This is a genomic window from Caballeronia sp. SL1002 (genome assembly GCF_057814995.1).
Map to the genome: position 1 here is coordinate 183,854 of NZ_JBYMUW010000003.1, position 22,690 is coordinate 206,543.

21 protein-coding genes and 2 pseudogenes are annotated in these 22,690 nt (G+C 57.5%); 11 read left to right on the plus strand and 12 right to left on the minus strand.

The features are described from left to right. Positions 1–570 precede the first annotated feature (570 nt). Entirely contained in the window at positions 571–810 is a 240-nt protein-coding gene (locus AC3D25_RS18290; protein ID WP_488889883.1) for a hypothetical protein, read from the minus strand. A 421-nt stretch (positions 811–1,231) separates the two neighbouring features. Here AC3D25_RS18290 and AC3D25_RS18295 point away from each other — a divergent pair, with 421 nt between their 5' ends. Next, the gene (locus AC3D25_RS18295; RefSeq protein WP_488890455.1) at positions 1,232–2,530 is read left to right on the plus strand and encodes an MFS transporter; all 1,299 of its coding nucleotides are present in this window, start codon (positions 1,232–1,234) and stop codon (positions 2,528–2,530) included. A 202-nt stretch (positions 2,531–2,732) separates the two neighbouring features. On the opposite strand, the gene AC3D25_RS18300 is transcribed toward AC3D25_RS18295, so the two are convergent. Further along, positions 2,733–2,906 (minus strand): hypothetical protein, encoded by a 174-nt coding sequence (locus AC3D25_RS18300; protein ID WP_488889884.1) that lies wholly within the window; start codon positions 2,904–2,906, stop codon positions 2,733–2,735. A gap of 525 nt (positions 2,907–3,431) precedes the next feature. Between AC3D25_RS18300 and AC3D25_RS18305 the strand changes: the two genes are divergently transcribed. The 3 genes from AC3D25_RS18305 (at position 3,432) to AC3D25_RS18315 (ending at position 6,479) form a co-directional block, all read left to right on the plus strand. Further along, complete coding sequence (locus tag AC3D25_RS18305; protein WP_488889885.1) at positions 3,432–3,743, plus strand: nuclear transport factor 2 family protein; 312 nt, start codon at positions 3,432–3,434, stop codon at positions 3,741–3,743. 936 nt (positions 3,744–4,679) lie between these two features. Beyond that, positions 4,680–5,849: a zinc-dependent alcohol dehydrogenase gene (locus AC3D25_RS18310; RefSeq protein WP_488889886.1), complete on the plus strand. Its 1,170-nt coding sequence runs from the start codon at positions 4,680–4,682 to the stop codon at positions 5,847–5,849. A gap of 426 nt (positions 5,850–6,275) precedes the next feature. Further along, complete coding sequence (locus tag AC3D25_RS18315) at positions 6,276–6,479, plus strand: CsbD family protein (protein WP_488889887.1); 204 nt, start codon at positions 6,276–6,278, stop codon at positions 6,477–6,479. Between the two features lie 210 nt (positions 6,480–6,689). On the opposite strand, the gene AC3D25_RS18320 is transcribed toward AC3D25_RS18315, so the two are convergent. The 3 genes from AC3D25_RS18320 to AC3D25_RS18330 all read right to left on the minus strand — a co-directional run bounded on the left by AC3D25_RS18320 (position 6,690) and on the right by AC3D25_RS18330 (position 9,776). Continuing rightward, entirely contained in the window at positions 6,690–7,481 is a 792-nt protein-coding gene (locus AC3D25_RS18320; protein ID WP_488890456.1) for an EAL domain-containing protein, read from the minus strand. A 473-nt stretch (positions 7,482–7,954) separates the two neighbouring features. After that, entirely contained in the window at positions 7,955–8,440 is a 486-nt protein-coding gene (locus AC3D25_RS18325; RefSeq protein WP_488889888.1) for a response regulator, read from the minus strand. Positions 8,441–8,900: 460 nt separating this feature from the next. Next, positions 8,901–9,776, minus strand: coding sequence for a manganese catalase family protein (locus AC3D25_RS18330; RefSeq protein WP_488889889.1), 876 nt, complete (start codon positions 9,774–9,776; stop codon positions 8,901–8,903). 376 nt (positions 9,777–10,152) lie between these two features. Between AC3D25_RS18330 and AC3D25_RS18335 the strand changes: the two are divergent. Further along, a pseudogene (locus tag AC3D25_RS18335) lies at positions 10,153–10,427 on the plus strand (alcohol dehydrogenase catalytic domain-containing protein); the annotation flags it as partial. A 285-nt stretch (positions 10,428–10,712) separates the two neighbouring features. Beyond that, positions 10,713–12,890, plus strand: a complete 2,178-nt coding sequence (locus tag AC3D25_RS18340; RefSeq protein WP_488889890.1) for an ATP-binding protein — start codon at positions 10,713–10,715, stop codon at positions 12,888–12,890. A gap of 238 nt (positions 12,891–13,128) precedes the next feature. On the opposite strand, the gene AC3D25_RS18345 is transcribed toward AC3D25_RS18340, so the two are convergent. The 3 genes from AC3D25_RS18345 to AC3D25_RS18355 form a co-directional block, all read right to left on the minus strand. Further along, the gene (locus tag AC3D25_RS18345) at positions 13,129–13,980 is read right to left on the minus strand and encodes a formate/nitrite transporter family protein (protein ID WP_488889891.1); all 852 of its coding nucleotides are present in this window, start codon (positions 13,978–13,980) and stop codon (positions 13,129–13,131) included. A gap of 478 nt (positions 13,981–14,458) precedes the next feature. After that, positions 14,459–14,935, minus strand: a complete 477-nt coding sequence (locus tag AC3D25_RS18350; protein WP_488889892.1) for a hemerythrin domain-containing protein — start codon at positions 14,933–14,935, stop codon at positions 14,459–14,461. Positions 14,936–15,189: 254 nt separating this feature from the next. Continuing rightward, entirely contained in the window at positions 15,190–15,489 is a 300-nt protein-coding gene (locus tag AC3D25_RS18355) for a hypothetical protein (RefSeq protein WP_488889893.1), read from the minus strand. Between the two features lie 468 nt (positions 15,490–15,957). On the opposite strand from AC3D25_RS18355, the gene AC3D25_RS18360 reads away from it, so the two are divergent. Then, positions 15,958–16,200: a DUF6723 family protein gene (locus AC3D25_RS18360; protein ID WP_488890457.1), complete on the plus strand. Its 243-nt coding sequence runs from the start codon at positions 15,958–15,960 to the stop codon at positions 16,198–16,200. Positions 16,201–16,690: 490 nt separating this feature from the next. Here AC3D25_RS18360 and AC3D25_RS18365 read toward each other — a convergent pair whose 3' ends face one another. Further along, complete coding sequence (locus tag AC3D25_RS18365) at positions 16,691–17,095, minus strand: Hsp20/alpha crystallin family protein (protein ID WP_488889894.1); 405 nt, start codon at positions 17,093–17,095, stop codon at positions 16,691–16,693. Between the two features lie 41 nt (positions 17,096–17,136). After that, the gene (locus AC3D25_RS18370) at positions 17,137–17,577 is read right to left on the minus strand and encodes an Hsp20/alpha crystallin family protein (protein WP_488889895.1); all 441 of its coding nucleotides are present in this window, start codon (positions 17,575–17,577) and stop codon (positions 17,137–17,139) included. A gap of 277 nt (positions 17,578–17,854) precedes the next feature. Between AC3D25_RS18370 and AC3D25_RS18375 the strand changes: the two genes are divergently transcribed. From AC3D25_RS18375 to AC3D25_RS18385, 3 genes are all read left to right on the plus strand, one after another. Beyond that, positions 17,855–18,241, plus strand: coding sequence for a hypothetical protein (locus AC3D25_RS18375; RefSeq protein ID WP_488890458.1), 387 nt, complete (start codon positions 17,855–17,857; stop codon positions 18,239–18,241). A gap of 93 nt (positions 18,242–18,334) precedes the next feature. Beyond that, positions 18,335–18,871 (plus strand): DUF4142 domain-containing protein, encoded by a 537-nt coding sequence (locus tag AC3D25_RS18380; RefSeq protein ID WP_488889896.1) that lies wholly within the window; start codon positions 18,335–18,337, stop codon positions 18,869–18,871. A gap of 55 nt (positions 18,872–18,926) precedes the next feature. After that, complete coding sequence (locus AC3D25_RS18385; RefSeq protein ID WP_488889897.1) at positions 18,927–19,421, plus strand: YciE/YciF ferroxidase family protein; 495 nt, start codon at positions 18,927–18,929, stop codon at positions 19,419–19,421. Between the two features lie 397 nt (positions 19,422–19,818). On the opposite strand, the gene AC3D25_RS18390 is transcribed toward AC3D25_RS18385, so the two are convergent. After that, a complete protein-coding gene (locus tag AC3D25_RS18390) occupies positions 19,819–20,301 on the minus strand; it encodes an SgcJ/EcaC family oxidoreductase (RefSeq protein ID WP_488889898.1) in 483 nt (160 codons plus the stop codon). A 264-nt stretch (positions 20,302–20,565) separates the two neighbouring features. Beyond that, a pseudogene (locus tag AC3D25_RS18395) lies at positions 20,566–21,215 on the minus strand (ISNCY family transposase); the annotation flags it as partial. Positions 21,216–21,925: 710 nt separating this feature from the next. Here AC3D25_RS18395 and AC3D25_RS18400 point away from each other — a divergent pair. After that, positions 21,926–22,669 (plus strand): SDR family NAD(P)-dependent oxidoreductase, encoded by a 744-nt coding sequence (locus AC3D25_RS18400; RefSeq protein ID WP_488889899.1) that lies wholly within the window; start codon positions 21,926–21,928, stop codon positions 22,667–22,669. Positions 22,670–22,690 lie beyond the last annotated feature (21 nt).

A 22,690-nucleotide genomic window follows, 5' to 3' on the forward strand; every position in this document is an offset into this window, starting at 1 on the left:
CCGGCTTTGAACGCGGGTTTTCAAAAAGTCGCCGTCTGGCACGAACGTACGCATCGGCCGCCTGGCATCGATGGATGCCCGAACTTCTGGTTGAAGTGTGCGCGACGCTCGATTGAACCGTCTGCGGACGTGGAAACGGGGCTTCGCGATGTGGACGAAAAGCGGCGAGCCGCGATCGTCAACGCGATGCAACAATAACGACGGATCGCCACGTTCTGGCAGCGTTGGCTGGTTTCTGAACGACCACGCGGTCGCGAGCGCTCCGTAGCGCCGCTAATGGCATCGGTGCTTCAAGCCGCCGAATATCGGGATTTTTGATGACGCAGCTCGTTGCTCGTCAGCGCTCACAGCCAAGTCGGGTCGACATGCGTCCGACGCAATCGGCATTGTGCGGGCAACGAAGACTCGTTCGTCGTGACTGCCACTTAGACACTCGCGCGACGTTCTGCTCGTCAACGGTCCTTCGAATACCGATGACGTACACCGTCGCTGGTTGACACTAGAGATGTTAAGGCGTCGCTTGGTGGGACGATTTTTCAGGTTGCTTCCGCATCGTCGTGAACGAGATTTTCAAATCAACGTGTCGATGAACACCCGCACACACAGCCGAAGGACGTCCCCACTCATCGCGTCGATCCGACCAACGGCACGTTGCATACGCATCGTGTACCAATCCATTACGGCGTTGGTGAGCAACGCCAGCGATAACACGCCGATCAAATTGTTCTGGGATGGTCTCAGAGCGAACTGATCTACCATCTGCGGTTCGCTACGCGCAAGCAAGCCAAAACTCGCCATCATCGAATACATCGAAATGTTTTACAGCCAGCAGCGCACTCAGTTTTAATCTCGCTATCTGCCATTCGCCGCATTTATGCCGCGCTTCTCCAAGGATCGGTCTGCGGCTTAACGCGTTGGCCTCCACCGATCCCGACCGACCTCAGTTTCGGCGGACGTCCAACCGTGAGATGGTACTCGCAAGGCGCGTGCGACCGATGGTCGTCCTTTGCGATGTCGCGCGGGTTTCCCCGGGGCTGCTACCGGTTGACGGCGGCCTGCCGCTGCTCTAACTTCACGCGGTGACCCGCCGATCCCGTTTCCATGTTACCGGTAGCATGACGGCGGGAGCGAAGCGAGGTTAATTAGGATGCAGCGTTTCCTGCCGTGGCATATTCAATGAGAGAGAGGGTTATCCGTGAACGATATCGAAGCTCGCACGATCAGGAAGGTAATGACGCGTCTGGTGCCGTTTCTCATGCTTTGCTATTTCGTCGCGTATCTGGACCGCGTCAATGTCGGTTTCGCGAAACTGCAGATGAATACCGCGCTGGGACTAAGCGATACCGTCTATGCGTTCGGCGCTGGCCTCTTTTTCATCGCTTATTTCTTTCTCGAAGTACCGTCAAATCTCGCCCTTCACCGATTCGGCGCGAGGCTGTGGATCGCACGGATTATGCTTTCGTGGGGCGTTATCTCGCTGCTGTTCGCGTTCATTCAGCCGATCTCGAGCGCCATCGGCGTCTCCAATCTGACGACTTTCTACACGCTTCGTTTCTTGCTCGGTGCATGCGAGGCAGGCTTTTATCCGGGCGTCATCTTTTATCTGACGCTGTGGTTTCCTGCGGTGTATCGAGCGCGGGTGGTATCTCTCTTCATGCTGGCGATTCCGTTTTCGTCGGTGGTCGGAGCGCCTGTCTCCGGCGCGTTGCTTAACGTTTCCGCGGCGGGTCTGCACGGCTGGCAGTGGCTGTTCATCCTAGAGGCGTTGCCTTCGATTTTGCTTGCGCTGGTCGTCGTGTTTTATCTGACGGACCGTCCCGCACAAGCCACCTGGCTCAAGAAGGATGAGACGGCTTGGCTCGAGAACCGCATCGCGCAGGAGAATCAAAGCAAGCTCTCGGCAGGGCACGGGCACATGGGAATCAGACAGTTCATCAGCGATCCGCGGATGCTCATTTGCTCGTTCGTCTACTTCTGCCTGAACGCGGCCAATTACGGTGTGGCGTTCTTTCTACCGACGATCGTGAAGGGTTTCGGCGCGAGCAACTTCCAGACCGGTGTGCTGGCCGCCGTGCCGTTCGTGTTCGGGGCGACGGGCATGGTGCTGCTCTGCCGCAACTCCGACCGCACGCTCAAGCGCCGCGAGCATGTTGCGTTCGCGCTGCTGCTTGCCGGACTCGGCGTCGGTGGTGCCGGGCTCGTCAGTGCGCCGGTTTTGGTGCTTGCGCTGTTGTGCCTGGGGCAGATCGGCTGCTCGGCCATGCCGCCTCTGCTCTGGCCGATTCCCACGGCTTTTCTAACTGGCGCATCGGCGGCGGGCGGTATCGCTGCGATCAATTCGGTCGGCAATCTCTCGGGCTTCGTTGGGCCTTACGTGATGGGCTATCTTAAGGACATGACCGGGAACTTCACTGCCGGGCTGCTGGTGCTCGGAGGCTGCGCGCTCGTCGGTGCGGTCGTCACGTTGTCAATAAGGCAGGCGCCAGCGGTTGAATCGACGGAGCCGGCGCAGCCTGAATCGAGTCGCTGAGGAGTTTGGTCGGTAGCGTGGGTTATCGCTGCTCTGAACAAGCAGCCATGGCTTGCGGTATTCGTAGGCACTGCCGCCGCGTTCAGCCGGCCGAGCCCCCTTCGGCACGATCAAGACCTGGATGGGAGCGACTCAATTTCACGCTTCCTTTCTCGAAAGCGCCCGAAGCCGCTTTTCCTGGTGGTGCTGGTGGCGCTAGATTTCAGTCGAGGTTGCGCAGTTCAAGATTCGTGACGGCTTCCCCGTTGCACTGCGGTTGGAGCGAGCGGTGCCGTCCATACTCGATACCGATTACCGGTGTGTTCTGCATCAACTGGTAACCCAAGGCGTCGAACCGGCGCAGCGGACAGTTCTCACCCGTCATCGGCATGTGCATCCGAACATCGCGTCGGAGTGGATTTGTAGAGCGCTGGTGGACAGGTCGAGATGAAGGACGACTCTTGGACCGCCTGTCATGCAGCGCTCTTATTGCGATGGATATCGGGAATTCTGACAACATTCAGCTAGAAGATCAGGGCGCCTTGAAGAGTGCTCGGGCGTGCTGTGCGACGTCGCCGCAGGTCGATGAGCGTTGTAGTGTTCATTGAATTTTTGTATCCGCAAACAATTGAGGTCGTCACTGTCAACGGAAGAGCAGCGGGCGCGATTTGTGTATGGCGTTCAGCCCGGTTCGAATGGACCCGCTTTTCGTCGGCGGGTTGAACCGGCTCATTGGCCAGATGCTCAAGTCTAAGTCGAAACGATCGGGGCTCTGAGCCCGAGCGGCCGCTACGCGGTGAGGCGCCTCTACCTTCGCGCATCTCGTTCGCGCTACGGGGAGGTTGGCGAAAATCCCGCCCCGTATGTCGGACGTGAGGCATCCGGTTTGCTAAGGAACTTAAAAGACCATCGACATCGAACCATGAAATCAACAATTTGGGGTCATACTGTACTTCCCGAAGGTCATGAGGAGGTTCATCGCTTCGCATTCGAACTGCATGATGGAAGCGTATCGCCCTCAGTGCGGGAATCTGTTTCTTTGCGTACTGCAAGAGTTGTGGTGGCCCATCTGCAAGATGGCAACGCATTAATTCAGATGTTCAGAGCGATAGTCAACTGCGATCCGAAGCGTTACGACGAGTTGATCGGCCAAAGCTTCGAGGACGACTTCGTCGAGAATGGGCCGAGCGATCGCGTCAGTGACTCGCCGAGCTGGCTGAACGCCGAGCATTGACTGTCTGAGTTTGGGGGTGACACGGTTGTCGGCTCGCAGCGACGCGGAGCGACTGCACGCGACGCAGATCCCCGGCCGGTGTGCCTTGCGCCATCGATTGCAGAGGTCAGCCGCGCTGTTACATGTTGTGGCAGAACGAAGCGCTTCGAAGGCGTTGCTCGACGAATGTTGCATTTACGTCAGGCAAAAATGGTCCACCGTCGCACGGAGAAAGCGATCGGGGAGACTCCATGCCGGCCCGTGAGGTCGTGATGGGAGTCGACGGGACAGCGTCCGGCGCAGGCAACTGGCTGTCGCGGGTCCCGTTTGTATTCGCCTAACCGCCAGGCCATGTTCACGGTGCAATCCCACGGGCAATCGAACCAGCGCCTCCGCGCGCCCGACGTCGCCGCGGCGCTGCAAAATTTACTCGAACTACCCGCTTGCTCAGGGTCAGGCATCGTCATTTGCCGGTATCTAAGCTCCTGCGCGCGACCTTGGCGTGAGCAATTTCACAACAGCCTCCAGCCATCGCCTGGCCGGCGCACCAAACCTAGCCCGCCGCCGGTGTCCACAGCACATCGGTGGTCCACGTAATCTCGACATGCGGCTGTGTATTCGGGATGGCGGAGGTGTCACGAAGCCCTCCCCGGCAGCGCGTCGCCAAAGGCGACGAACTTGGCTTCTTTCGGTATGGCGGCTCGACGTGCTGTCTGATTCGAGTCGGACGCGATCGGAGGCTTCATTCCCACGACACCGTTCGACGATAACGGTGCTCCGGTGAAAGTGAACGCGCAGATCGCCCGGGCGCGATAACCGCTCGCTCTGCGCCGCACCTCGGATCTCAACGAATGGCCCCATTCAACAGATTCAAGGTACGCGGATTGCACGGGGATGATCGTATGCGCTGAAATTCGGACCTGAACGGCGGTCCGATGGACTTTCCTTGGAGGTTTTATGCGAGCACTTCGTTGGCACGGCAAGCACGACATTCGGTGCGACACAGTTGCGGATCCCGAAATCGAGGATGGTCGCGACGCGATTATCAAAGTCAGTTCATGTGCGATTTGCGGATCCGACCTCCATCTCTTCGACGGCTTCATGCCGACCATGAAAAGCGGCGACATCATGGGCCATGAGTTTATGGGCGAAGTCGTCGAAGTGGGCAAGGACAACAAAGCGCTGAAAGTGGGCGACCGCGTGGTTGTTCCTTTCACGATCTTCTGTGGCGAGTGCGATCAATGCAAGCGGGGCAATTTTTCCGTCTGCGAGCGGAGCAATAGAAACAAGGAAGAAGCCGACAAGATGTTCGGCCACGCGACAGCCGGTCTTTTCGGTTACTCGCATCTGACAGGCGGCTATGCGGGCGGGCAGGCCGAATACGTGCGCGTGCCTTTTGCGGATACCACGCATGTGAAAATTCCCTCCGGGCTGACCGATGAGCAGGTTCTTTTTCTCGGCGATATCTTTCCGACGGGTTGGCAGGCGGCGGTGAATTGCGAAATCGAGCCCACCGACACAGTCGCGATCTGGGGCGCGGGACCCGTCGGGCAGATGGCGATTCGCAGTGCCGTGCTGCTCGGCGCGAAACAGGTCGTGGTGATCGACCGGGTTCCAGAGCGGCTTGCGATGGCCCGCGAAGGCGGCGCGATCACAATCAACTTCGACGAAGAGAGCGTGCTCGACCGGCTGCAAGAATTGACGAACGGGAAGGGCCCGGAAAAATGTATCGATGCAGTAGGGATGGAGTCGCACGCGACGCGTTCGTTTGACGCCATCTACGATCGCGTGAAACAGGCGGTCATGCTCGAATCCGACCGGCCGCATGTGCTTCGCGAAATGATCTACGTCTGCCGACCCGCTGGAATCCTCTCGGTGCCAGGCGTCTATGGTGGCCTGATCGACAAGTTGCCCTTCGGGATCTCAATGAATAAAGGTCTGACGTGGAAGATGGGTCAAACGCACGTGAATCGATGGACCGACGATCTGCTCAACCGCATTCAGGAAGGGCAGATCGACCCTTCATTCGTCATCACGCATACGGTCGGACTCGAAGAGGGTCCGGGCATGTACAAGACGTTCCGTGACAAGGAAGACGGCTGCATCAAGGTCGTCTTGAAGCCCTGACATGCGATTGAGTTGACGGGGTGGGGCATTAACTCGTTAAGCATTTTTGACATGCTTCAGGATATGGAGGGTTGACGAATGTAAGATTCCAAACGTCAAGTGATCGCAGCAAACTTAAAGTTCGATCTTTTGAGGGCGCGCACAAGGCGCTTTCTGGCTATTCGGCGGTACATAACGCAAGTCGCTTGCCTGCAGCGGTGCGGTTTCGTGCCGACTGTAATTTGTAATGGGCGCTGCCGAACTGTATAGAGCAGCCGCGAAAGGTGTGAATCCTCGTCGGACTTGCAGGCCTTTATCTGTTGCTTCGCGCGTTTTCCCTGCCCGCGAACACGGACTGGCCGATCATCGAAGCTAAGTGTGCGTTGACGCCATGCTGCTCAGCGCGCGATCAGCACTTGTAATGGTTGAAACCGCAGAGAGGGCGCAATGAACAAGGATCAAAAGGACGGAATCAAAGATCAATTGAAAGGATGGGGGAATACGGTGATCGGGACAATCACAGGAAATGAGGACCAGAAGGTGCAGGGCGATGTCCAAATCACGAACGGCGCCAATCAGAAGGACTATGGCGATCAAAAGGACAACATCGAGAAAGGCATCGACGACCCGGGCAATCCTTCCAATGAATGACGGGCCCGGCTCCCCGGGCAAGTTGGGGTACCGGCCCAGCCTGCACTTCCGCCACGTAAAAAGAGCGGAACGCGGCCCTTGTCCTTAGTTAGAACAAGTGCCGCGGCAAGAGCGCCTGTCCGAGAGAGCTCGCCGCGGGTAAAGCTCTCGATCGACTTAGGCCGGCGGATTCGCGTCGCCCATCGGTGGGCGGCGAACGTCAGCGCCCGTTCACGTGTCGTAGGCGCCCACGGCGACTTCCGGGAGTTTCCTGAAACCGGGTTTCGCGAAGAAATACCCCTGCATCAACGTCACACCCTGCGTAGCAAAGAAATCTCGCTCCGCGCGCGTTTCGATGCCTTCGGCGACAACTTTTACCCCAAGGTCGCGGCACATCGAAAGCACGCCGATGACGATTCGCTGCCGCACCCGGTCCTGATCGACGCCGCGAACAAGTTCCATATCCAACTTGATAATGTCAGGCTGGAAGTCTGCGAGCAGCGTCAGGCCGGAATAGCCCGCGCCGAAGTCGTCAATGGCAGTCTGAAACCCAAACTCTTTGTATGCCCGAAAGATACTGACAAGATGGGGCCGATCAATAATGCTCTCGCCCTCGATCGTCTCGAAGATGATCCGATTGAGCGGGAAGTTATAACGTTCTGCCGCCTCAAAGGTGCTGCGGATACACGCCTCTGGCTTGTATACCGCATTCGGCATGAAGTTAATTGAGAGAAAACTCGCGATTCCGAGCTCTGCAGCTTGAGCGATTGCCGTCGTGCGGCAACGCTGATCGAAAAGATAGCGATTTTCATCGTCCACCTGCGCGAGCACAGAGCCGGCTGATTCGCCGCTGGGACCTCGTACGAGAGCTTCGAAGGCAAATGGCTTGCGCGAAACGGTATCGACGATAGGTTGAAAAGCAAATGCGAGATCAACTTGCGGCGCGCCGTCCTGGCGGCACCCTTGGCACCCGTGACCGGGAGCGATGTCGGTTTTAACCTTCAGGCTTGATTTGATACTCATCATGGTCCATCAGTTTGGATTTGCGCTTTGCCGCTACGCCCCGCAGCTAAGCTCTTACGCATACTACCCAGATTACGGCCAAGTATCGCCAAACTTTAACGGCAGTTGTCTTAAAGAAATGCGGGTCGGAAAGCGGGCGCTGTTGGAAACGAGCGCTCCCGACTTCCATCTCCGGCTACAGTGCGGATCCGGGTTGGCTATCACGTTCATGAGCCGGCACCTTCCTTCCATCAAACGTCCTCACTGGGCGCATGGTGGCTGGAGTTGCAATTGTTGAGCTGCGGCGAAAAGCGGTATCCATCGCGAATCAAGGCTAATCCGACATGACCTTTTTCATGTAGCACGCTTCGGAACTCCGCTTGAGTTTCGAGCGGAAGCACTTGCGAGAAGCGGCCGGAATATAGCCGTCGGGACGCATCCCGAGGCTCGAACCGCCCCTTATCCCGATAAGGGTGCGGAAAGCGTTGAGCAAACTAGCAAGTGCGCGGATCCCAGGTCGTAAGAGCATAGACTAGGTCGAGTAAATGATGCAGGGGCTGCCCTTTCTGGCAGTACCCATCGAACTGATGTTGAGTCGCACGTGTCCTTACTTCCCCTTCATCAAATGCGGTAAAAGCAATTATTGCCACGTTCGCGGTAGCATTAAACTGCCGAAGTCGCATAGCAGCTTCGAACCCGTTGCACTCGGGCATTGAAATGTCCATTAGAACAACGTGGGGCACCCACACCGTTCCCATCTCAACCGCCTGCAATCCGTCAAAAACGGCGTGGCAATCAAAACCCTCGAGCGAAAGGTAGGTGGCGAGCGCTTCAGCCGCGACGCAATTGTCGTCGACAATGAGGACGCGAGTCGTTGAGTCGCTGGAGACGACTTTCCTGTCAGTCCATAACCCAGGAATCCGATTGATTAGGAAAGGTGTCATTGGCAAAAAAACTCCGAGATGCAAATTGCCTAGCATTGTCTATTCCTCGGACAGCTACTAGTATCGCCCCGCTCGCTGTATCGTGAACTCGCGTATCGCGTGGACGCGCCACTGGTGGGCTAGTTTGGAACGCTAACGGTGCGCCATCGCGCATTCCAAGTGGAAGGCACCGGGCGCACTAGGGCTACGCGGCGAGCGCACGCGGCAGTTCCCGGTATGGTGCTGGGCTGGCGCCCATGTCTATCGCGAGCAGGCCGCTGAATCATGAGCCCGACGCCTTCACCATTCCACACCTGATGTGAACGAGATTGCCCACCCCGCGATGTGGCGGACTTGATCGCGCGGGATGAGGCCGGAAAAGTAACGCGTTCCAACAGTAGCCAATAAGGCCGTCAATACGGCACTGGCCGCCCTCGGCCGGCGATGCCAGGGGCGATGGTCATCGGCACGAAGACTAGGCCAGCGCGGCTAGTCCTCGTGCCCACACCGTCGAAAGTTAGGCTTTCGACACCTGACCTGCTCCCAGGTCCGCTCCTGTCGTTGGATCGGCCGACGTGTCCGACGCGGTTCGGGCAGCCATCGCGCTAAGGACCTCGATATCGTCGGCCGACACATTCACAATGGCAAGGCCGTCGCCGCCATCGACTGCCGGTTGCGGATCGTCGATATATTGCCAGTCGCCGCCTTCGTTCCACGGACCGCGGACGTCCCCACCCTTCGACATATTGAAGTAGACGCTAGTGAACTCGGGTACGCCAGGCAGCTTGCCTTGAGGGAAGTTCGGCTGGATCGAATGAAGCGCTTTTTCAAAAGACTTCTGATGGGCGATTTCGCGCGTCATGAGGAAACCAAGTGCATCCTTGATTCCCGGATCGTCGGTCACGTTGATCAGACGCTCGTAGACGATCTTGGCGCGCGCTTCCGCAGCGATGTTAGAGCGGAGATCCGCAGTCGGCTCACCGATCGTATCAATGTAGGCAGCGGTCCACGGAACGCCGGCCGAATTCGTCAGCGGCGCACCGCCGCCGTACAGCAACTGCGTCAGATGCGAATCGTTACCTGCACCGGTCAGCGAACGGTAGAGGGCGGCTTCCTTTTCGACACCCTCGGCGAGCTGACCCTTCGCGCCTTTGTTAAGCATCGCAACGATGGAGCCGATGATCTCCAGATGACTCAATTCTTCCGTCGCAATATCGAACAGCAAATCTTTTCGACCCGGATCGTCTTCGGCGACCGCCTGCGTGAAGTAGCGGCAAGCCGCCGCAAGCTCGCCCTGCGGACCGCCAAACTGTTCTAGTAAGAGATTTGCCAAACCCGGATTCGGTTCAGCGACGCGAACCGTGTATTGCAGACGCTTGTTGTGAACGAACATAGCTGCTCTCCTTGTTGTGGGAACTAACGGGCCTTGAATGAGTTCGGCCGCGAGTGAATTAGCAGTGCGTATTCCTGGGAGGGCGCCTCGCGTTTGATTTTTTCAATTGTTGCGATAGCAATTGCCACGCCGTGCGGAAGACAACCTCGCGCTAAGCGAATAGCACTTGGCGATTAGATCGGGCGTGTGCATCGATTTGCGTAACCGTCGGAGAGAGTACGCAAGGCCGGCGGTCGTTAGAAATCGTGAACGAGGTAGCGAGAGGCCGCCGCGGCACATCGGCGGCGGCTTCGATCGGTGCTAGGGCTTATGTTGAGGGTCAGCCTCCGCCGAACGACGATTGCACGAGCAGACCCCGTCATCCTAAGCCTGGTTTATCAAGGTATCGTCCTGCGCGATTTGTGGCTCCGACCCTCACCTCTTTGACGGTGTTACGCCCGTAATGAAGAGCGGTGACGTCATGGGACGCGGATGCGTGGGCGAGGTCGTCGAAGTCGGCAACGAAAACAAGGTGCTCGAGGCAGGCTCGAATTGTGGTTCCTTTTACGATCTTCTGCGGCGACTGTGACAGTGCAAGGGCGGCAATTTTCGGTCTGCGAGCGCAGCAATCGGAACAAGGATGAGGCGGACAAGGTGCTCGGTCATGCCTCGCCGAACTGATCGGCAGCAGCGAAAATGCTCAATCGTGCGGCTTAAAGATTGAGTTTTTCCAAGCCCTCGTAAATCTCGCGCGCCGCGTAGAGCAACCCATATGCCACCCCGATATTGCTCTCGCTTTAACCATCCGCGAATCCTATTGAGGGCGGAACCCGGCGATTGTCGGAGCTTTGCCGTAGCGATCGAACCGAGGGTTGGCACAGCGCATGCTGACCGCGATTTAGACGTGAAGTTGGACCGTTATACTACGACTGCTAACTCAACTAACCGCTCATTCCCGTGTCTGAAGATATCAGTAAAGATTTTGTTCCGGCCTCCACGCTTTGGTCGGCGCGAGACGCGCTAAACGGCGACCCTTCGCAGGAATTTGAGACCCGGGCTCGATACGCGCTCATCGAATTGAATGAGCGATTACTTAGTTTGGAAGATCCAGCGGACCTTTCATTCGCAGCCGCCGAGCTTGCTGCGAAAGCACTGCGTGTCAGCCGTGCCGGATATGGCACTGTCGATACCGTTGCGGAAACGATCACAATCGAACGCGATTGGAACGCGCCAGGCATTCGATCCCTTCGGGGCATACTGCATTTCCGGGACTACGGATCGTATATCGAGGACTTGAAACGGGGTGACACCGTTGTCTTTGCCGATGCAGAACGGGATGCGCGGACAGTGGCGTCCGCCGACGCCCTCAAAAGTATAAGTGCCCAAGCAGTCGTGAACATGCCAGTGTCGGAGCATGGAGGACTAGTCGCACTTTTCTATCTGAACCATGCAGTCGCCCGTGAGTGGACCGAGGACGAACTGCGGTTCATACGCGATGTCGCCGCTCGGACCCGGAGCGCGGTCGAACGGAGAAGGGCCGAACAAGCACTCCGGGAGCTCGCGACCTCCCTCGAATCAAAAGTGGTGGCCCGTACCGCTGAGTTGTACGCGAGCGAAGCGCGAATGCGAGCGGTTTTTGAAACGACCTATCAGGTGCAGGGCCTGCTCGCACCCGATGGCACGGTGCTCGACCTCAATCGTACGGCAATGGCCTACATCGATGGTTCGCCCGACAATCTTATCGGTCGCCCATTTTGGGGTATTCCACTTTTTTCGGCTACGAACGGCATGCCGGAGAAAATCCGAGCGGCGCTCCGATCGGTCTGTAGCGGACAGGATTTTCGCGGAGAAGTCTCACTCAACCTGGCTGCAGGCATCCGCACGTTCGACCTGTCCATCAGGCCCTCAAGAGATCGAGATGGAAAGATTGTTGCACTGGTTCCGGAAGCCGTCGACATCACCGATCGCCGCCTGACCGAGGAGGCGTTGCGCCAGGCCCAGAAAATGGAAGCAGTGGGACAGCTCACAGGTGGCCTCGCGCACGACTTTAATAATCTGCTAACTGGAATCACGGGCAGCCTTGAGCTGTTGTTAATACGGCTGGCACAAGGTCGTGTGGACGATCTCGAGCGGTACGTCACCGCTGCAAAGTCCGCAGCAAAGCGGGCGTCCGCGCTAACGCACCGCCTGCTAGCATTTTCACGCCAACAAACCCTTTCCCCGCGGCAGACCGACGTGAACACACTCGTCTCGGGAATGTCCGAGTTACTTAGACGGACGGTTGGACCTGAGATCATGGTCGAGACAGTCGGGGCGGCAGGGCTGTGGGCGACACTGATCGATCCGCATCAACTAGAAAACGCCTTGCTTAATTTGTGCATAAACGCTCGAGACGCGATGCCTGAGGGCGGGCGCCTCATGATTGAGACGGGGAACAAATGGCTTGATGAGCGCGCTGCCGTCGACCGGGATCTACCGCCAGGGCAATATGTAGCACTTTGTGTGAGTGACACTGGTTCGGGGATGACGCCCGAGGTCGCGCGTCGCGCCTTTGATCCGTTCTTCACGACCAAGCCGATTGGCGAGGGAACAGGCTTGGGCTTATCCATGGTCTATGGCTTCGTGCGACAGTCAGGCGGGCAAGCACGGATCTACAGCGAGCCGGGGCAGGGAACCATGATTTGCCTCTATCTGCCGCGCTATGCGGGTGCCGCCGACCCGGAAGAGGAGATAGCTGGCGAAGAGGTAATGGCCAAAGCGCAACAAGGCGAAACAATCCTCGTCGTCGATGATGAGCCAACGATTCGCATGCTTGCAAGCGAAGTGCTTACGGACTTGGGCTACTTCGTGATTGAGGCCGGTGACGGCGCGGAAGCGATGAAAATCGTGACATCGCCTGCGCGAATAGACCTTCTCATTACGGACGTCGGTTTGCCGGGCGGAATGAACGGGCGTCAAGTTGCAGAGGCAGTCCGGGTAGAAAGACCAGGACTGAAGGTTTTGTTCATCACGGGATATGCGGAAAACGCGGTACTGAGTCACGGCCACCTCGATGTGGGCATGCACGTATTGACCAAACCGTTCGCGTTGCAATCGTTAGCTGATCGCGTGAAAACCTTGATAGATGGCGGCTGAATTCGTTTTCATTAGCGCCGCCACCAAGCTGTTTTTTTAGGCTCGGAAATACCGGGTGGCGGCGCCGCTGCAAGTGCAGATACGGCTGGGTCAATTCGGCATTTAAGCCGCCTGTCATTCCGTTCGCGCACGTATTGCAGTTGACAGCTTGCAAGCAGATCAGATCGAATATGCGCCTCCGAAGAGTTTTGCTGCGTCCAGGCGAAGGGATGCAATGCATCTGTATTCAAAGGGCGCCTCAGCGGTTCTGTCTTGAGTCCGCGATTTCCGGGGCAACGGACCCGTGGTTTATGATTGCGACCAACGAGATCCCGCCGAGCATGTTTCCGAGCAAAGTCGGCACGAAGAACTCAGTGAGATAACTTTTCGCGCTAGCTGCACCAATCATTACGCTATAGCTCGCTTCCGCCGATCCAGCGATCACATGGGACAACTTGCTGATCGCAACCACGTAGGTGACCAGTAGCACGGTCGATAGACGTGCGGATCGCGCACTGGGAAGAATCCAAACCATCAGTGCGATGAGCCAACCGGCGAATAGCGCGCGCACGAGGGTTACGCCAAAACTCCCGGAAAAGGGCTGTTTGGATAGTTCGGCGAACGCTCTGACGACCTCGTCCGAGAATACCCCCGGAATCTGGAGCAGACCTGAAAACAATATCGTGCCGGCGATATTTGCCGCGAGGACAAGGCCCCACAGACGCGCAGTCTTCGCGACAGTTGCTAGATTGCGGCGAGTTAGCACGGGAAGGACTGCAGTCAATGTACTCTCGGTGAAGAGTTGTTGTTTTCCAAGGATAACGATGACGAATCCGACTGTGTAACCGAGGGAGGTTAGAAGCGGGCGCCAAGGAGTGTCGGGCAATGAACTTTGAATTACCGCCTGCACTAAAAAGGAAAACCCCATCGACAAGCCTGCGGCGAACGCGGACATAATGAGCGCGCCCGCCGTTCGCTCCATAGCAACTTCACCTTCCTCCCTGACGACCTCGTGAATTACAAGCGCGCGCGGAGAGGCGTGATTTGCAGCCTGTTCTTGTTCACTCTCGTCGAGGTGAGGGGAGTTCGAGCCAGCATCCGGTCCGGCCATATGCGATCCTTAAACGGTTGCCCTGCATTGAGTTTTCTAATTCGCTTAAGTGGCGCGCCTGCACTTGACTATGGGTCCAACCGTATTGCTTCAACCTGCTTTCGGTCGGGATCCGTAGCGCCCACATTCCACCTTTCGACGGCCACCGGCCCTGTTCCGCATGTCGTACCTTAAGATCGAAGAGTGCGCGACAAATCTGTCTCCAACTTCCTTTGTCGACGGATACGATACGCGTCGGGACCCGTCTGGACGCTCGCGCTGAGAGCGTCAACTTCGCAACTACCGCGTGAGGGTCCGCTAGAAAACGATCACCCTCCACATAATTGCGGTGCTGTAGCGCGGCGAGCGGTATCGACCGCGCGTTCGAGCCGCGACACAATTGTTGATCGTTCCCGCTAACTCGCCCCGCACTGAGGCGGGTTTGCGCCCGTCGATGTCTGCGTTGTCGGGGAGCGGAAGCGCGAATGCGGCTGTCGAATCAGCGCGCCGTCGCGACTTCTGTGAGCCGGGTCTGGAGCGCATCCTTGCGCTCGACGATCGCCTTTCCGAGGGCGGCCAGATCGAGTTGCGTCTTACGAAGTTGAGGGAAGATTTCGCTTTCCTCTTCTTGGACGTGATGGCTGACGCTTTCGGCGAGCACTTTGAAGGTGGCGTCGAAGCCGTCGGCGCCTGCCTTCAATTCCGCGAACTTCTCGATAAGCGTCTTCACCAGGAAATGCTCGACCCGCGCTTCATCGACCTCGTCGTGGCCAACATCACCGAGGACTTCCCTCGCCGCCGGGTATAGAAGTTCCTCTTCGACGATCGCATGAATTGAAAGCAATTCACACGCGCGCTGAACGAGCGTGGACTTCCGTTCAAGGTCGTCTCGATCCGCGCGTTCAAATGCCGCAAACAACTGTTCTACCGCGCGGTGATCCGCTTCAAGCGCAGCGAGCGCGTCGTACTCAGCCATAAAAACTCCCAGCGAAAAAAGGGTGGACATGCAGAGCTACTCTGCAAGCGGTGTGCCCAGTGTTTGCTATTCCGCGTCTGCTCGTCGGGAATGATCCGAGGCGCAAGGAGGTCGCATTGCGTGTGGTACGACGGTCCGAGGGAGGGCAGGGTTTCCAGTGCTCGCCTACGACCGGGAAGCGAGCAGGGCGAGTCTTGCGGATGGCGCGCGTGAGTCGCGGCGCGTCTCCAATAACGTCTCGGGGACAGGGGGGCTTAGCTCAAACGGGTCAAATCATCTACGTGGACAATTCCTTTCTGACTGGTGAACGCAAGTGAGTTTCCTTGGCTTTGGTCCTGCGAGACGCCGGCAATTTCGTGCTCACCGCTGTCATAGGTTCGAACGCTACCCTGCTGTTTGATCAACAGCCGATGCTTTTCGCGAAAGAACGCATAGTGCGCGTCATTTTGCGACCCACTTGACGACGCGTCTCGGAAATCGTCGGGCCACCACTTTTCTCGCGCGGGAATGGTTTTCAACGCTTCAATTCTTTCCATCGGCTTCATTGGTTCCATCTTGTGTCCTCTAGGCAGATCGCAGTCGTTGTCCAAATTAGACGCGGCGCCGCTTCCGGCCCAGCGCATCTGGTCCTTCGGTCGAAGCGCGTCCGCTCATAACCGGTGCAATCGGCGTACCACGAAGCGGAGCGGACGAGCCGACTCAGAACGGCGCTATCTTTAGGGTTCCGCTGCGGCGAGTGGGTGACGGGGACCGCCCGTTTCTGGCTCATTGACTGGCTGCTAGCTGCTACGGACTCTCGCTCATGATTGGATTTCGAGAATCGACCGATATGAAGCGCGCCAGTTTTTCCGCTGGCGTGGAGACCGCGCTCACTTCGAATCCACCCCCTCCACATTGGGTCGATCGCGAGTGGCATACTGTTTGCGTCCGGCCGTTTGCCCTTGTTGGTAGCCCAGACGACCATGAACTCGAATTACGGCAGGAAGCCTAAACTGAAACTGTTTGCGGCGGCACGGAAAGTCATGCCAGCCTCACGTGGCAACACGCGCGACGATTTCGTGATTTACGCGTCGTATCGAATAGGAGCCGGTGGCAGGTACATTGGGACGTTGAAAGTCGTTCGGCGGACCGACAGCCGCTTGTTATTTCCCTTCGAGGGTGCCGAGTTGATCGGACCGTATGAGTCTAAAGAAGCGGCTGTCCGAGCAGCGGAGGAAGTCGGAGCGCGAATCGTCGAGGCAGACCTTCGCACTCCAGAGGGGTAGCATTTGTAAAATTGAAAACGCGTTGGAAGAAGTGCATTATTCGCGCGTTGGTATTAGCGGCACTAGGACACGTCTTGTCGCTGAAGGCAGAGAATGATTAACGTCAGAGCGGAAGACATGATTCGTCGGCGCGCCTAGATGCGGGAGCGGGACGGAAGCCCGGAGGGACGCGCGAAAGACTTCTGGGAACAGCTAAAGGCAAGCTTGGCTCGCGATACCGACGGCGGAGATATCTCCCGACGGGGACGAGCCTCAAGCGCAATCGCCGTACCTGAGCGCCGGCAAGGCGTTGCCGCCTAAGAAGGAGATAGACGTAGCGCTGAGGAGCGTCGAAGTTTGGTCAGGCGCCCGTTAGATAGATCACTCCGAGGATCCACAGACTCCCAGTTTTCTACGTCAGGTGACGAAAACGGCGTTCGGCACGCACTCAATGGTTGAACCTCTTTCACGTTGGACGGCGCCCGCCGCGCCGTCCAACAGCCATGCAAATTTAGCCGACCGTCACCTCGATGCGTCGCGGCCGAGCTTCTTCGCGTCGCGGCACAGTCAATCTGAGCACTCCGTCCTTCAGGTTAGCGTCAATCCTGGTGGTGTCGAAGTCACTGCTCAAAGCGAACGCGCGGGCAAATCGCGGCTGCGAGACCTCCGCATGCTGCAGCCGCATTTCGGCGGAGGTGGGAACAACGGCCTCCGCCTCGATGAAAAGATTGGTGCCTTCAACTCGGACATCAAGCTTGTCCCTCGAGACCCCGGGCAGATCGGCCCAGAGCGTCACACCGTGGCTGTCTTCGACTACGTCCACAGCAGGCAATATCGGCGCGGTTCGCGTTGACTTTGAACCATCCTGCGCGAGCGCGCTGTTGTCACGCCGGGTCAACTGAGTTTTGTCGTTCATGGCTAGCTCCGTGTAATTGTTCGCAAGTGTTAAGGAATGCCTTACTCAATGGCGATCGCACGCGGCTTTGAAGACTCTCGCTTCCCGACACTAATGGTCAAGCAACCATTCGCATAACGCGCTTGCACCTTCTCGGGATCTGCATCGCGGGGCAACTCGATCGCGCGCCGGAAGGAGCCGCTAAATCGCTCCTGTGCGTAGATGCGGGCTTGGTCCGAAGGCTCGCCGCGCGAGATTTGCCGTTCACCGCTGATCATCAGCAGGCCCTTGTCAATCGTCACTTCAAGCTTCGACGGATCAACGCCCGGCGCAAACGCGACGATCTCCACGGACTCGTCCGTAGTGCCCATATTAATCTGGGGAAACGTCCCGATGCGTCCGGCACGGATGCTGGACGGCGAGCCGTTGAAGAAGTTGGCCATTTGCTTTTGCAAGCGATCGAAATCTTCGAAAAGGCTCGTTCCAAAGAAGAGGTCACTCATGGTCAGGTTCTCCTGGTAGGTAGGGCAAGGAGACGACCCGGTAACGCGCTCCGGTTCATCTGCCTCACCAACGACAAATAAGACGAAACACGCAGCGTTGCAAATGCGGCTGCTAAAAACGACGAAACGAAAATTAGGCCTTCGGCGCAGATTTTTCAAGAGGCCGGGTAAAAAAATTTACTCGGGTTTTTTGGATCGCAACGTGCGCGAATTTTGCCCTTGAAAGGCGCGACTGCGACCATATTCTGAGGCCGGAGAATTTCCACAGGAGATCATGATGAGCTTCAATTCAGAATGGGTGACCCTCGGAAAACACCGCACCCGCCTGCGTGCCACGCGCGGCTTTCCTACCTCGACGCTGCGCACGCTGGCAGATCTTGCACGGATCGGGATTGAGAACACGATGAGCGCGCGAGCACGTCTAGTCGAAGTAACGTTTCGGGATGAGGACGCAGCATACGAAGTTAGCGTAGGGACGACGGTCGCGCAGGACAAGGCCTGCGCCGCGCCGCTGGAGTTGGCGCTCTCTACGCTATTGGGGCTGCCGCCCGACCACGTGACAGTGACCGTGGAGGTCATGAACGACTCCGAGGTCGACCTGCGGTTTGGTGTCTACGAGCGGTTGCTTGCTCAAAAAATCGGCGCCGTGATCCCGATTCAATAGCACGTTCTGGACGGGCGCCTAACGCCCCGGTCGCGCCCGAGCCGTGGAACGACGTTTGCGTTAGCCCCACAGAAATCAACTATTGGAGTGGCCATGAAACTTACCAAAATTGTCGCATCAACCATGCTCGTATTCGCAGTCCCCATGACTGCGTTCGCGCAGACGCAGGCAGCGAGCACAACGATGGCGAACAACCTTCCCAGCCCGGACAAAGAGTTCGTCCAGGTCGCCAGCATGTCGAGCTCGACCGAAATAGATGCGAGCAAGCTCGCGTCGAAGCAATCACAAGACAAGGACGTGAAAGCTTTTGCGCACAAGATGATGTTGGATCATACGAAGCTCACGTTAGAGCTGAAGATGGCGGCGCCCCATGGCATCGCTGTTCCGAAGGACAACTCCGATACGGCGGTGCTGGACTCGTTGAAGGGGCTGCAGGGTGCGGAGTTCGACAAGGCGTATATCCAAAAGGTCGGCGTTGAAGGGCACCAGAAAGCGGTCGATGCTTTCCAGAAAGAAGTCGACGCCGGTCAGAACCCTGACTTAAGGAAGGCGGCGACAAAAGCGCTGCCGACCATTCAGGAACACCTGAAGATGGCGCAGGCTCTCGCGGCAAGAAAAGGCGCGCAATAGGCATTAGGAAGAATTTCCGGCGCTGCCAAATCGATTTTTCAAACGGAGGCTAATCATGGCTGTCAAAACTTTGAATGACCTTTTTATTCACGCACTTTCGGATGTCTACAGTGCAGAGAAGCAATTGACGCGCGCGCTTCCAAAACTGGCGCGTGCGGCGAGTAACCCGGACCTCAAAGCGGCGTTCGAAACGCACCTCGAGGAAACTCACGGTCAGATTGAGCGGATCGACAAGGCGGTTGAGTCTGCCGGCATTAAGCTTAAGCGCATTAAGTGCGCGGCAATGGAAGGGCTCGTCGAGGAGGGACAGGAGCAAATCGAAGAGATTGAAAAGGGCCCGGTCTTGGACGCTGCGCTCATTGGCGCCGCGCAAAAGGTAGAGCACTACGAAATCGCCACCTACGGCACGCTTTGCGCACTGGCAAAGAAGCTCGGGTATTCCGATGCTGCCGCCTTATTGCTCGAAACGCTAGAGGAGGAAAAAGCGACCGATCAAAAGCTGACATTGCTCGCTGAGCAGGAAGTGTCGGAGGAGATCGCTGGGACTTGATTGCTTCGGTTTTCGCAGAGAGGAGCGTTGAACGATGCACACGCGAATCCCGCCTCTACGGCGGGATTCGCTTTGTAATGCCGACGTACGGTAGCGGCTTGCCAGTCAGCCTCGTGTTTGCCAGTAATGCGCCGGTTACGGCGAGGAAGTTTCCGTTCTGTGCGGTGGCTAGCGAGCGCGCTCAACCCTTTGGCTACATAAGACGCGACTGCCTTGTGGCAATCCACGCGCTCCGCGCAAAAAACAAACTAGCCCTCGTCGCTAATTTGCCGCTTGGATATTTTGCCGCCGCGTTCGGTAAGTTGGGGCAATCGCCTCTTGTGAAGTCTTGTAAGCCATTTCCAACGGCTTACACCGTCCAGATCACCGGCGTTTCGACGATGAATGGTCATGCGGCCTAGTCGCTTTCCGGCATCTTCGACGAATGATGGCTCGTAATCAGCCATTTATGGCCATTCCATACGTATGTGAAGGTATATCGCGCTTTGACTGAAGAGCCGTCTCCGAACCTGAACGTGTAGATACCCGCATCGATCGCAGTGTTGCATTCGATCAGGATGCTGCGGAAGTCAATAGTGCCGACGGGTTTGTTTTCAAGAAAACGCTTGAAATAGTCTAATTTATCCTCGACCGACAGCCTCGGTTTGTTCGACACAGTCGGCAACAGAATGGAGCGCGGCGCATAATTTGCCACGACCTTCTGAGGATCGCCCGTCTTCAGCGAATCGTTCCATCGATCGAAGAGCGCGGCAATCTGCTTGTCGGAAGCCGGCCGGCATGTTTCGGTCCGCGCGAGCGTGGCGCTGCTGAAGCCGGCGAGCACTACGGCGACTGCGATGCTTTTTGGTAGGTGGTTCAAAATCAAAACCCCCTTTGTCATCGAACGCTGGCGGTATGTCGCACGCCACTGATCCTGCCAAATTGTTTATAGCTGAAAATTCGCCACACACCAACAGAATCGCGTCTGGTTACTTCATCGGACGAAACGACGCCTCGGCGTTGCTCGCCAACCCGACTGTGAACAAGAAACAGACGATGCGCGGCGAGGCGGCCTCATTTGTTCGAACGCGGACGGGACAGTTCACGCTGAAACGACGTCTATCGTTGCCGCAACCGAGCCAGGCGTCGCGGAATGGCTGTTGCAGCGAAACACGCTGGCCTTATCGCTGTAGAGCGCCACCGGCTTGCCGTGCTGTTCGAGATAGCGACGCGTCGCCTCGAAGTAGCTGAAAGTCGACTCAGTCTGCGTGAAGTGCAGTGTCATCAGCCGGCCCGTGGCGTCATCGATGAACACCAGCAGCGTGCAGGCCGGCGCACGATCCTCGAACCAGCGATGGTCGCTGCCATCGATTTGCACCAGTTCGCCCGCCACGCGCGCCGGTTCCTCGGCTGGTGGATCTTGGGTGGAGGTTGTCGGCGCGGCGTCCACAAACCTGCGTCGATCATCAAGCGCCTGACCGTCTCCTTGGCCAGCCTCAGGCCGTGGCATTCGCGTAGTTTCTCGCAGGCGAGCGTCGGGCCAAAATCCGCATACCGCTCCTTGATGATTGCCACGGCTCGCACCGCCAATCCATCATCAATCCGGTGATTACTCGGCTTGGCGCACCGACCCGAAATCAACCCACGCGGTCCTTGCTCACGCAGGCGTGCCGCGAGGCGTCGAACCTGGCGCGTCGTCAACGACAGCCGCTCAGCGGCACGCCACGGCTTCAACAGACCGTCGACGACGGACTGAATCACCTTGAACCGGTCCAACTCGCGCATCGTCATGGTAATGCCATCCGTCGCAGCCATTGCAGCCTCCGGCGCCGAAGGATCGACGCCGGGTAAGCTTAAGCCGCCCGAAAGCGGACATTTGAATCTGGCTCAAAGCGGACATTACAACTTAGCTGCTACAACAAAAACGTTGATAATTTGTGTTATGTAAACCAAATGACAATCGAAAGCTGGCACGCTGATCCAGTCATCCTTGCCAAGACCGTGTGAACGACTCTCGCATCCTTGTCCCAGCTGCCCGTTCATCGCGTGCGATCACCGCGCCGAGCTCGCAAGCGCTCCTCGCATACGGCTCCACGCGTGTACTTTCTCTAGCGGACCCAGGCGCCTCAACCGTGCGGGGTACCCGTGCCGTCGTTGTCGCAGGTCTTTGCAGGTTTTAACAGCTCAGCACAAAGATTTGCACGCCAGAGTTTGATACTTTGAACCGCTCCGTCGGCCACGGTTGCTTGCTCACACGACAACAGCCTGACTGTGCAGAAGACAGAGGCACCCCGCTCGGACAGCAAGAGCTCATTTCAAAGCCATGCCTCCTGAGCATGGGAACCGATCCCGAAAGTCTTTTTCCTTTTCCGAATAAACCACTAGATTGGGGCTTGTGAGTACAGCGGACCGTCGCGGATTAAGGGCTCACAAAGGCAATCGAAGGGTTTGGCTGAACGCCGAGAAGTTAATTCGAATCGCACGCGATCATCGGCATGATCGCGTGAATTGAGTGAGGACATAACATGACCACCGAGACTGTTGTACTTATCACTGGTGCGCTAACCGGCATCGGCCGCGCCACGGCGTTCGCATTCGCTCGCGACAAGGCCACGGTCGTCGTGTCGGGGCGCCGCGCTGAACAAGGCCGCCAATTGGCCGACGAACTACGCGCGACCGGCGCGCAAGCCGAGTTTGTGCTGTCGGACGTGCGTTTCGAAGACGACTTGCGCAACCTGATTGACAGCATCGTCGCGCGCTTCGGTCGGCTCGACATCGCGGTGAACGCTGCCGGGACGGAAGGCGAATCGGGTCCTGTGATGGAACAAACCCCTGAGCGCTATTCCGCCGTATTCGATACCAATGTGCTCGGTACGCTCCTCGCGATGAAACACGAACTGCGGGTCATGTCGGGGCAAGGCAGCGGCAGCATCGTCAATATCTCCTCGACTATGGGTTTGCGTGGTGCGGCGAGCGCGTCGCTATACGTCGCCAGCAAACACGCGGTAGAAGGACTGACCAAGTCGGCGGCGCTTGAAGCTGCACCTTTCGGAGTTCGCGTTAATGCGGTCGCCCCGGGTCCCGTCGAGACCGAGATGCTGAACCGGCTCACGGCGACAGCGGAACGCAAGGCTGGGATGCTATCCACTGTTCCCCTCAAACGCGCGGGCACGCCGGATGAAATCGCTGAAGCTATCGTCTTCGTCGCGTCGGCGCGCTTCATGACGGGCGAAATACTCCGGATCAATGGCGGAAGAACCGCCTCGTAAAATAAGTATTCAGAGGCCTCA

Coding starts and splice junctions, on each gene's coding strand:
- AC3D25_RS18290 (WP_488889883.1), bottom strand. CDS start 810: ATGTATTCGATGATGGCGAGTTTTGGCTTGCTTGCGCGTAGCGAACCG.
- AC3D25_RS18295 (WP_488890455.1), top strand. CDS start 1,232: ATGACGCGTCTGGTGCCGTTTCTCATGCTTTGCTATTTCGTCGCGTAT.
- AC3D25_RS18300 (WP_488889884.1), bottom strand. CDS start 2,906: ATGCACATGCCGATGACGGGTGAGAACTGTCCGCTGCGCCGGTTCGAC.
- AC3D25_RS18305 (WP_488889885.1), top strand. CDS start 3,432: ATGAAATCAACAATTTGGGGTCATACTGTACTTCCCGAAGGTCATGAG.
- AC3D25_RS18310 (WP_488889886.1), top strand. CDS start 4,680: ATGCGAGCACTTCGTTGGCACGGCAAGCACGACATTCGGTGCGACACA.
- AC3D25_RS18315 (WP_488889887.1), top strand. CDS start 6,276: ATGAACAAGGATCAAAAGGACGGAATCAAAGATCAATTGAAAGGATGG.
- AC3D25_RS18320 (WP_488890456.1), bottom strand. CDS start 7,481: ATGAGTATCAAATCAAGCCTGAAGGTTAAAACCGACATCGCTCCCGGT.
- AC3D25_RS18325 (WP_488889888.1), bottom strand. CDS start 8,440: ATGCTAGGCAATTTGCATCTCGGAGTTTTTTTGCCAATGACACCTTTC.
- AC3D25_RS18330 (WP_488889889.1), bottom strand. CDS start 9,776: ATGTTCGTTCACAACAAGCGTCTGCAATACACGGTTCGCGTCGCTGAA.
- AC3D25_RS18345 (WP_488889891.1), bottom strand. CDS start 13,980: ATGGCCGGACCGGATGCTGGCTCGAACTCCCCTCACCTCGACGAGAGT.
- AC3D25_RS18350 (WP_488889892.1), bottom strand. CDS start 14,935: ATGGCTGAGTACGACGCGCTCGCTGCGCTTGAAGCGGATCACCGCGCG.
- AC3D25_RS18355 (WP_488889893.1), bottom strand. CDS start 15,489: ATGGAACCAATGAAGCCGATGGAAAGAATTGAAGCGTTGAAAACCATT.
- AC3D25_RS18360 (WP_488890457.1), top strand. CDS start 15,958: ATGCCAGCCTCACGTGGCAACACGCGCGACGATTTCGTGATTTACGCG.
- AC3D25_RS18365 (WP_488889894.1), bottom strand. CDS start 17,095: ATGAACGACAAAACTCAGTTGACCCGGCGTGACAACAGCGCGCTCGCG.
- AC3D25_RS18370 (WP_488889895.1), bottom strand. CDS start 17,577: ATGAGTGACCTCTTCTTTGGAACGAGCCTTTTCGAAGATTTCGATCGC.
- AC3D25_RS18375 (WP_488890458.1), top strand. CDS start 17,855: ATGAGCTTCAATTCAGAATGGGTGACCCTCGGAAAACACCGCACCCGC.
- AC3D25_RS18380 (WP_488889896.1), top strand. CDS start 18,335: ATGAAACTTACCAAAATTGTCGCATCAACCATGCTCGTATTCGCAGTC.
- AC3D25_RS18385 (WP_488889897.1), top strand. CDS start 18,927: ATGGCTGTCAAAACTTTGAATGACCTTTTTATTCACGCACTTTCGGAT.
- AC3D25_RS18390 (WP_488889898.1), bottom strand. CDS start 20,301: ATGACAAAGGGGGTTTTGATTTTGAACCACCTACCAAAAAGCATCGCA.
- AC3D25_RS18400 (WP_488889899.1), top strand. CDS start 21,926: ATGACCACCGAGACTGTTGTACTTATCACTGGTGCGCTAACCGGCATC.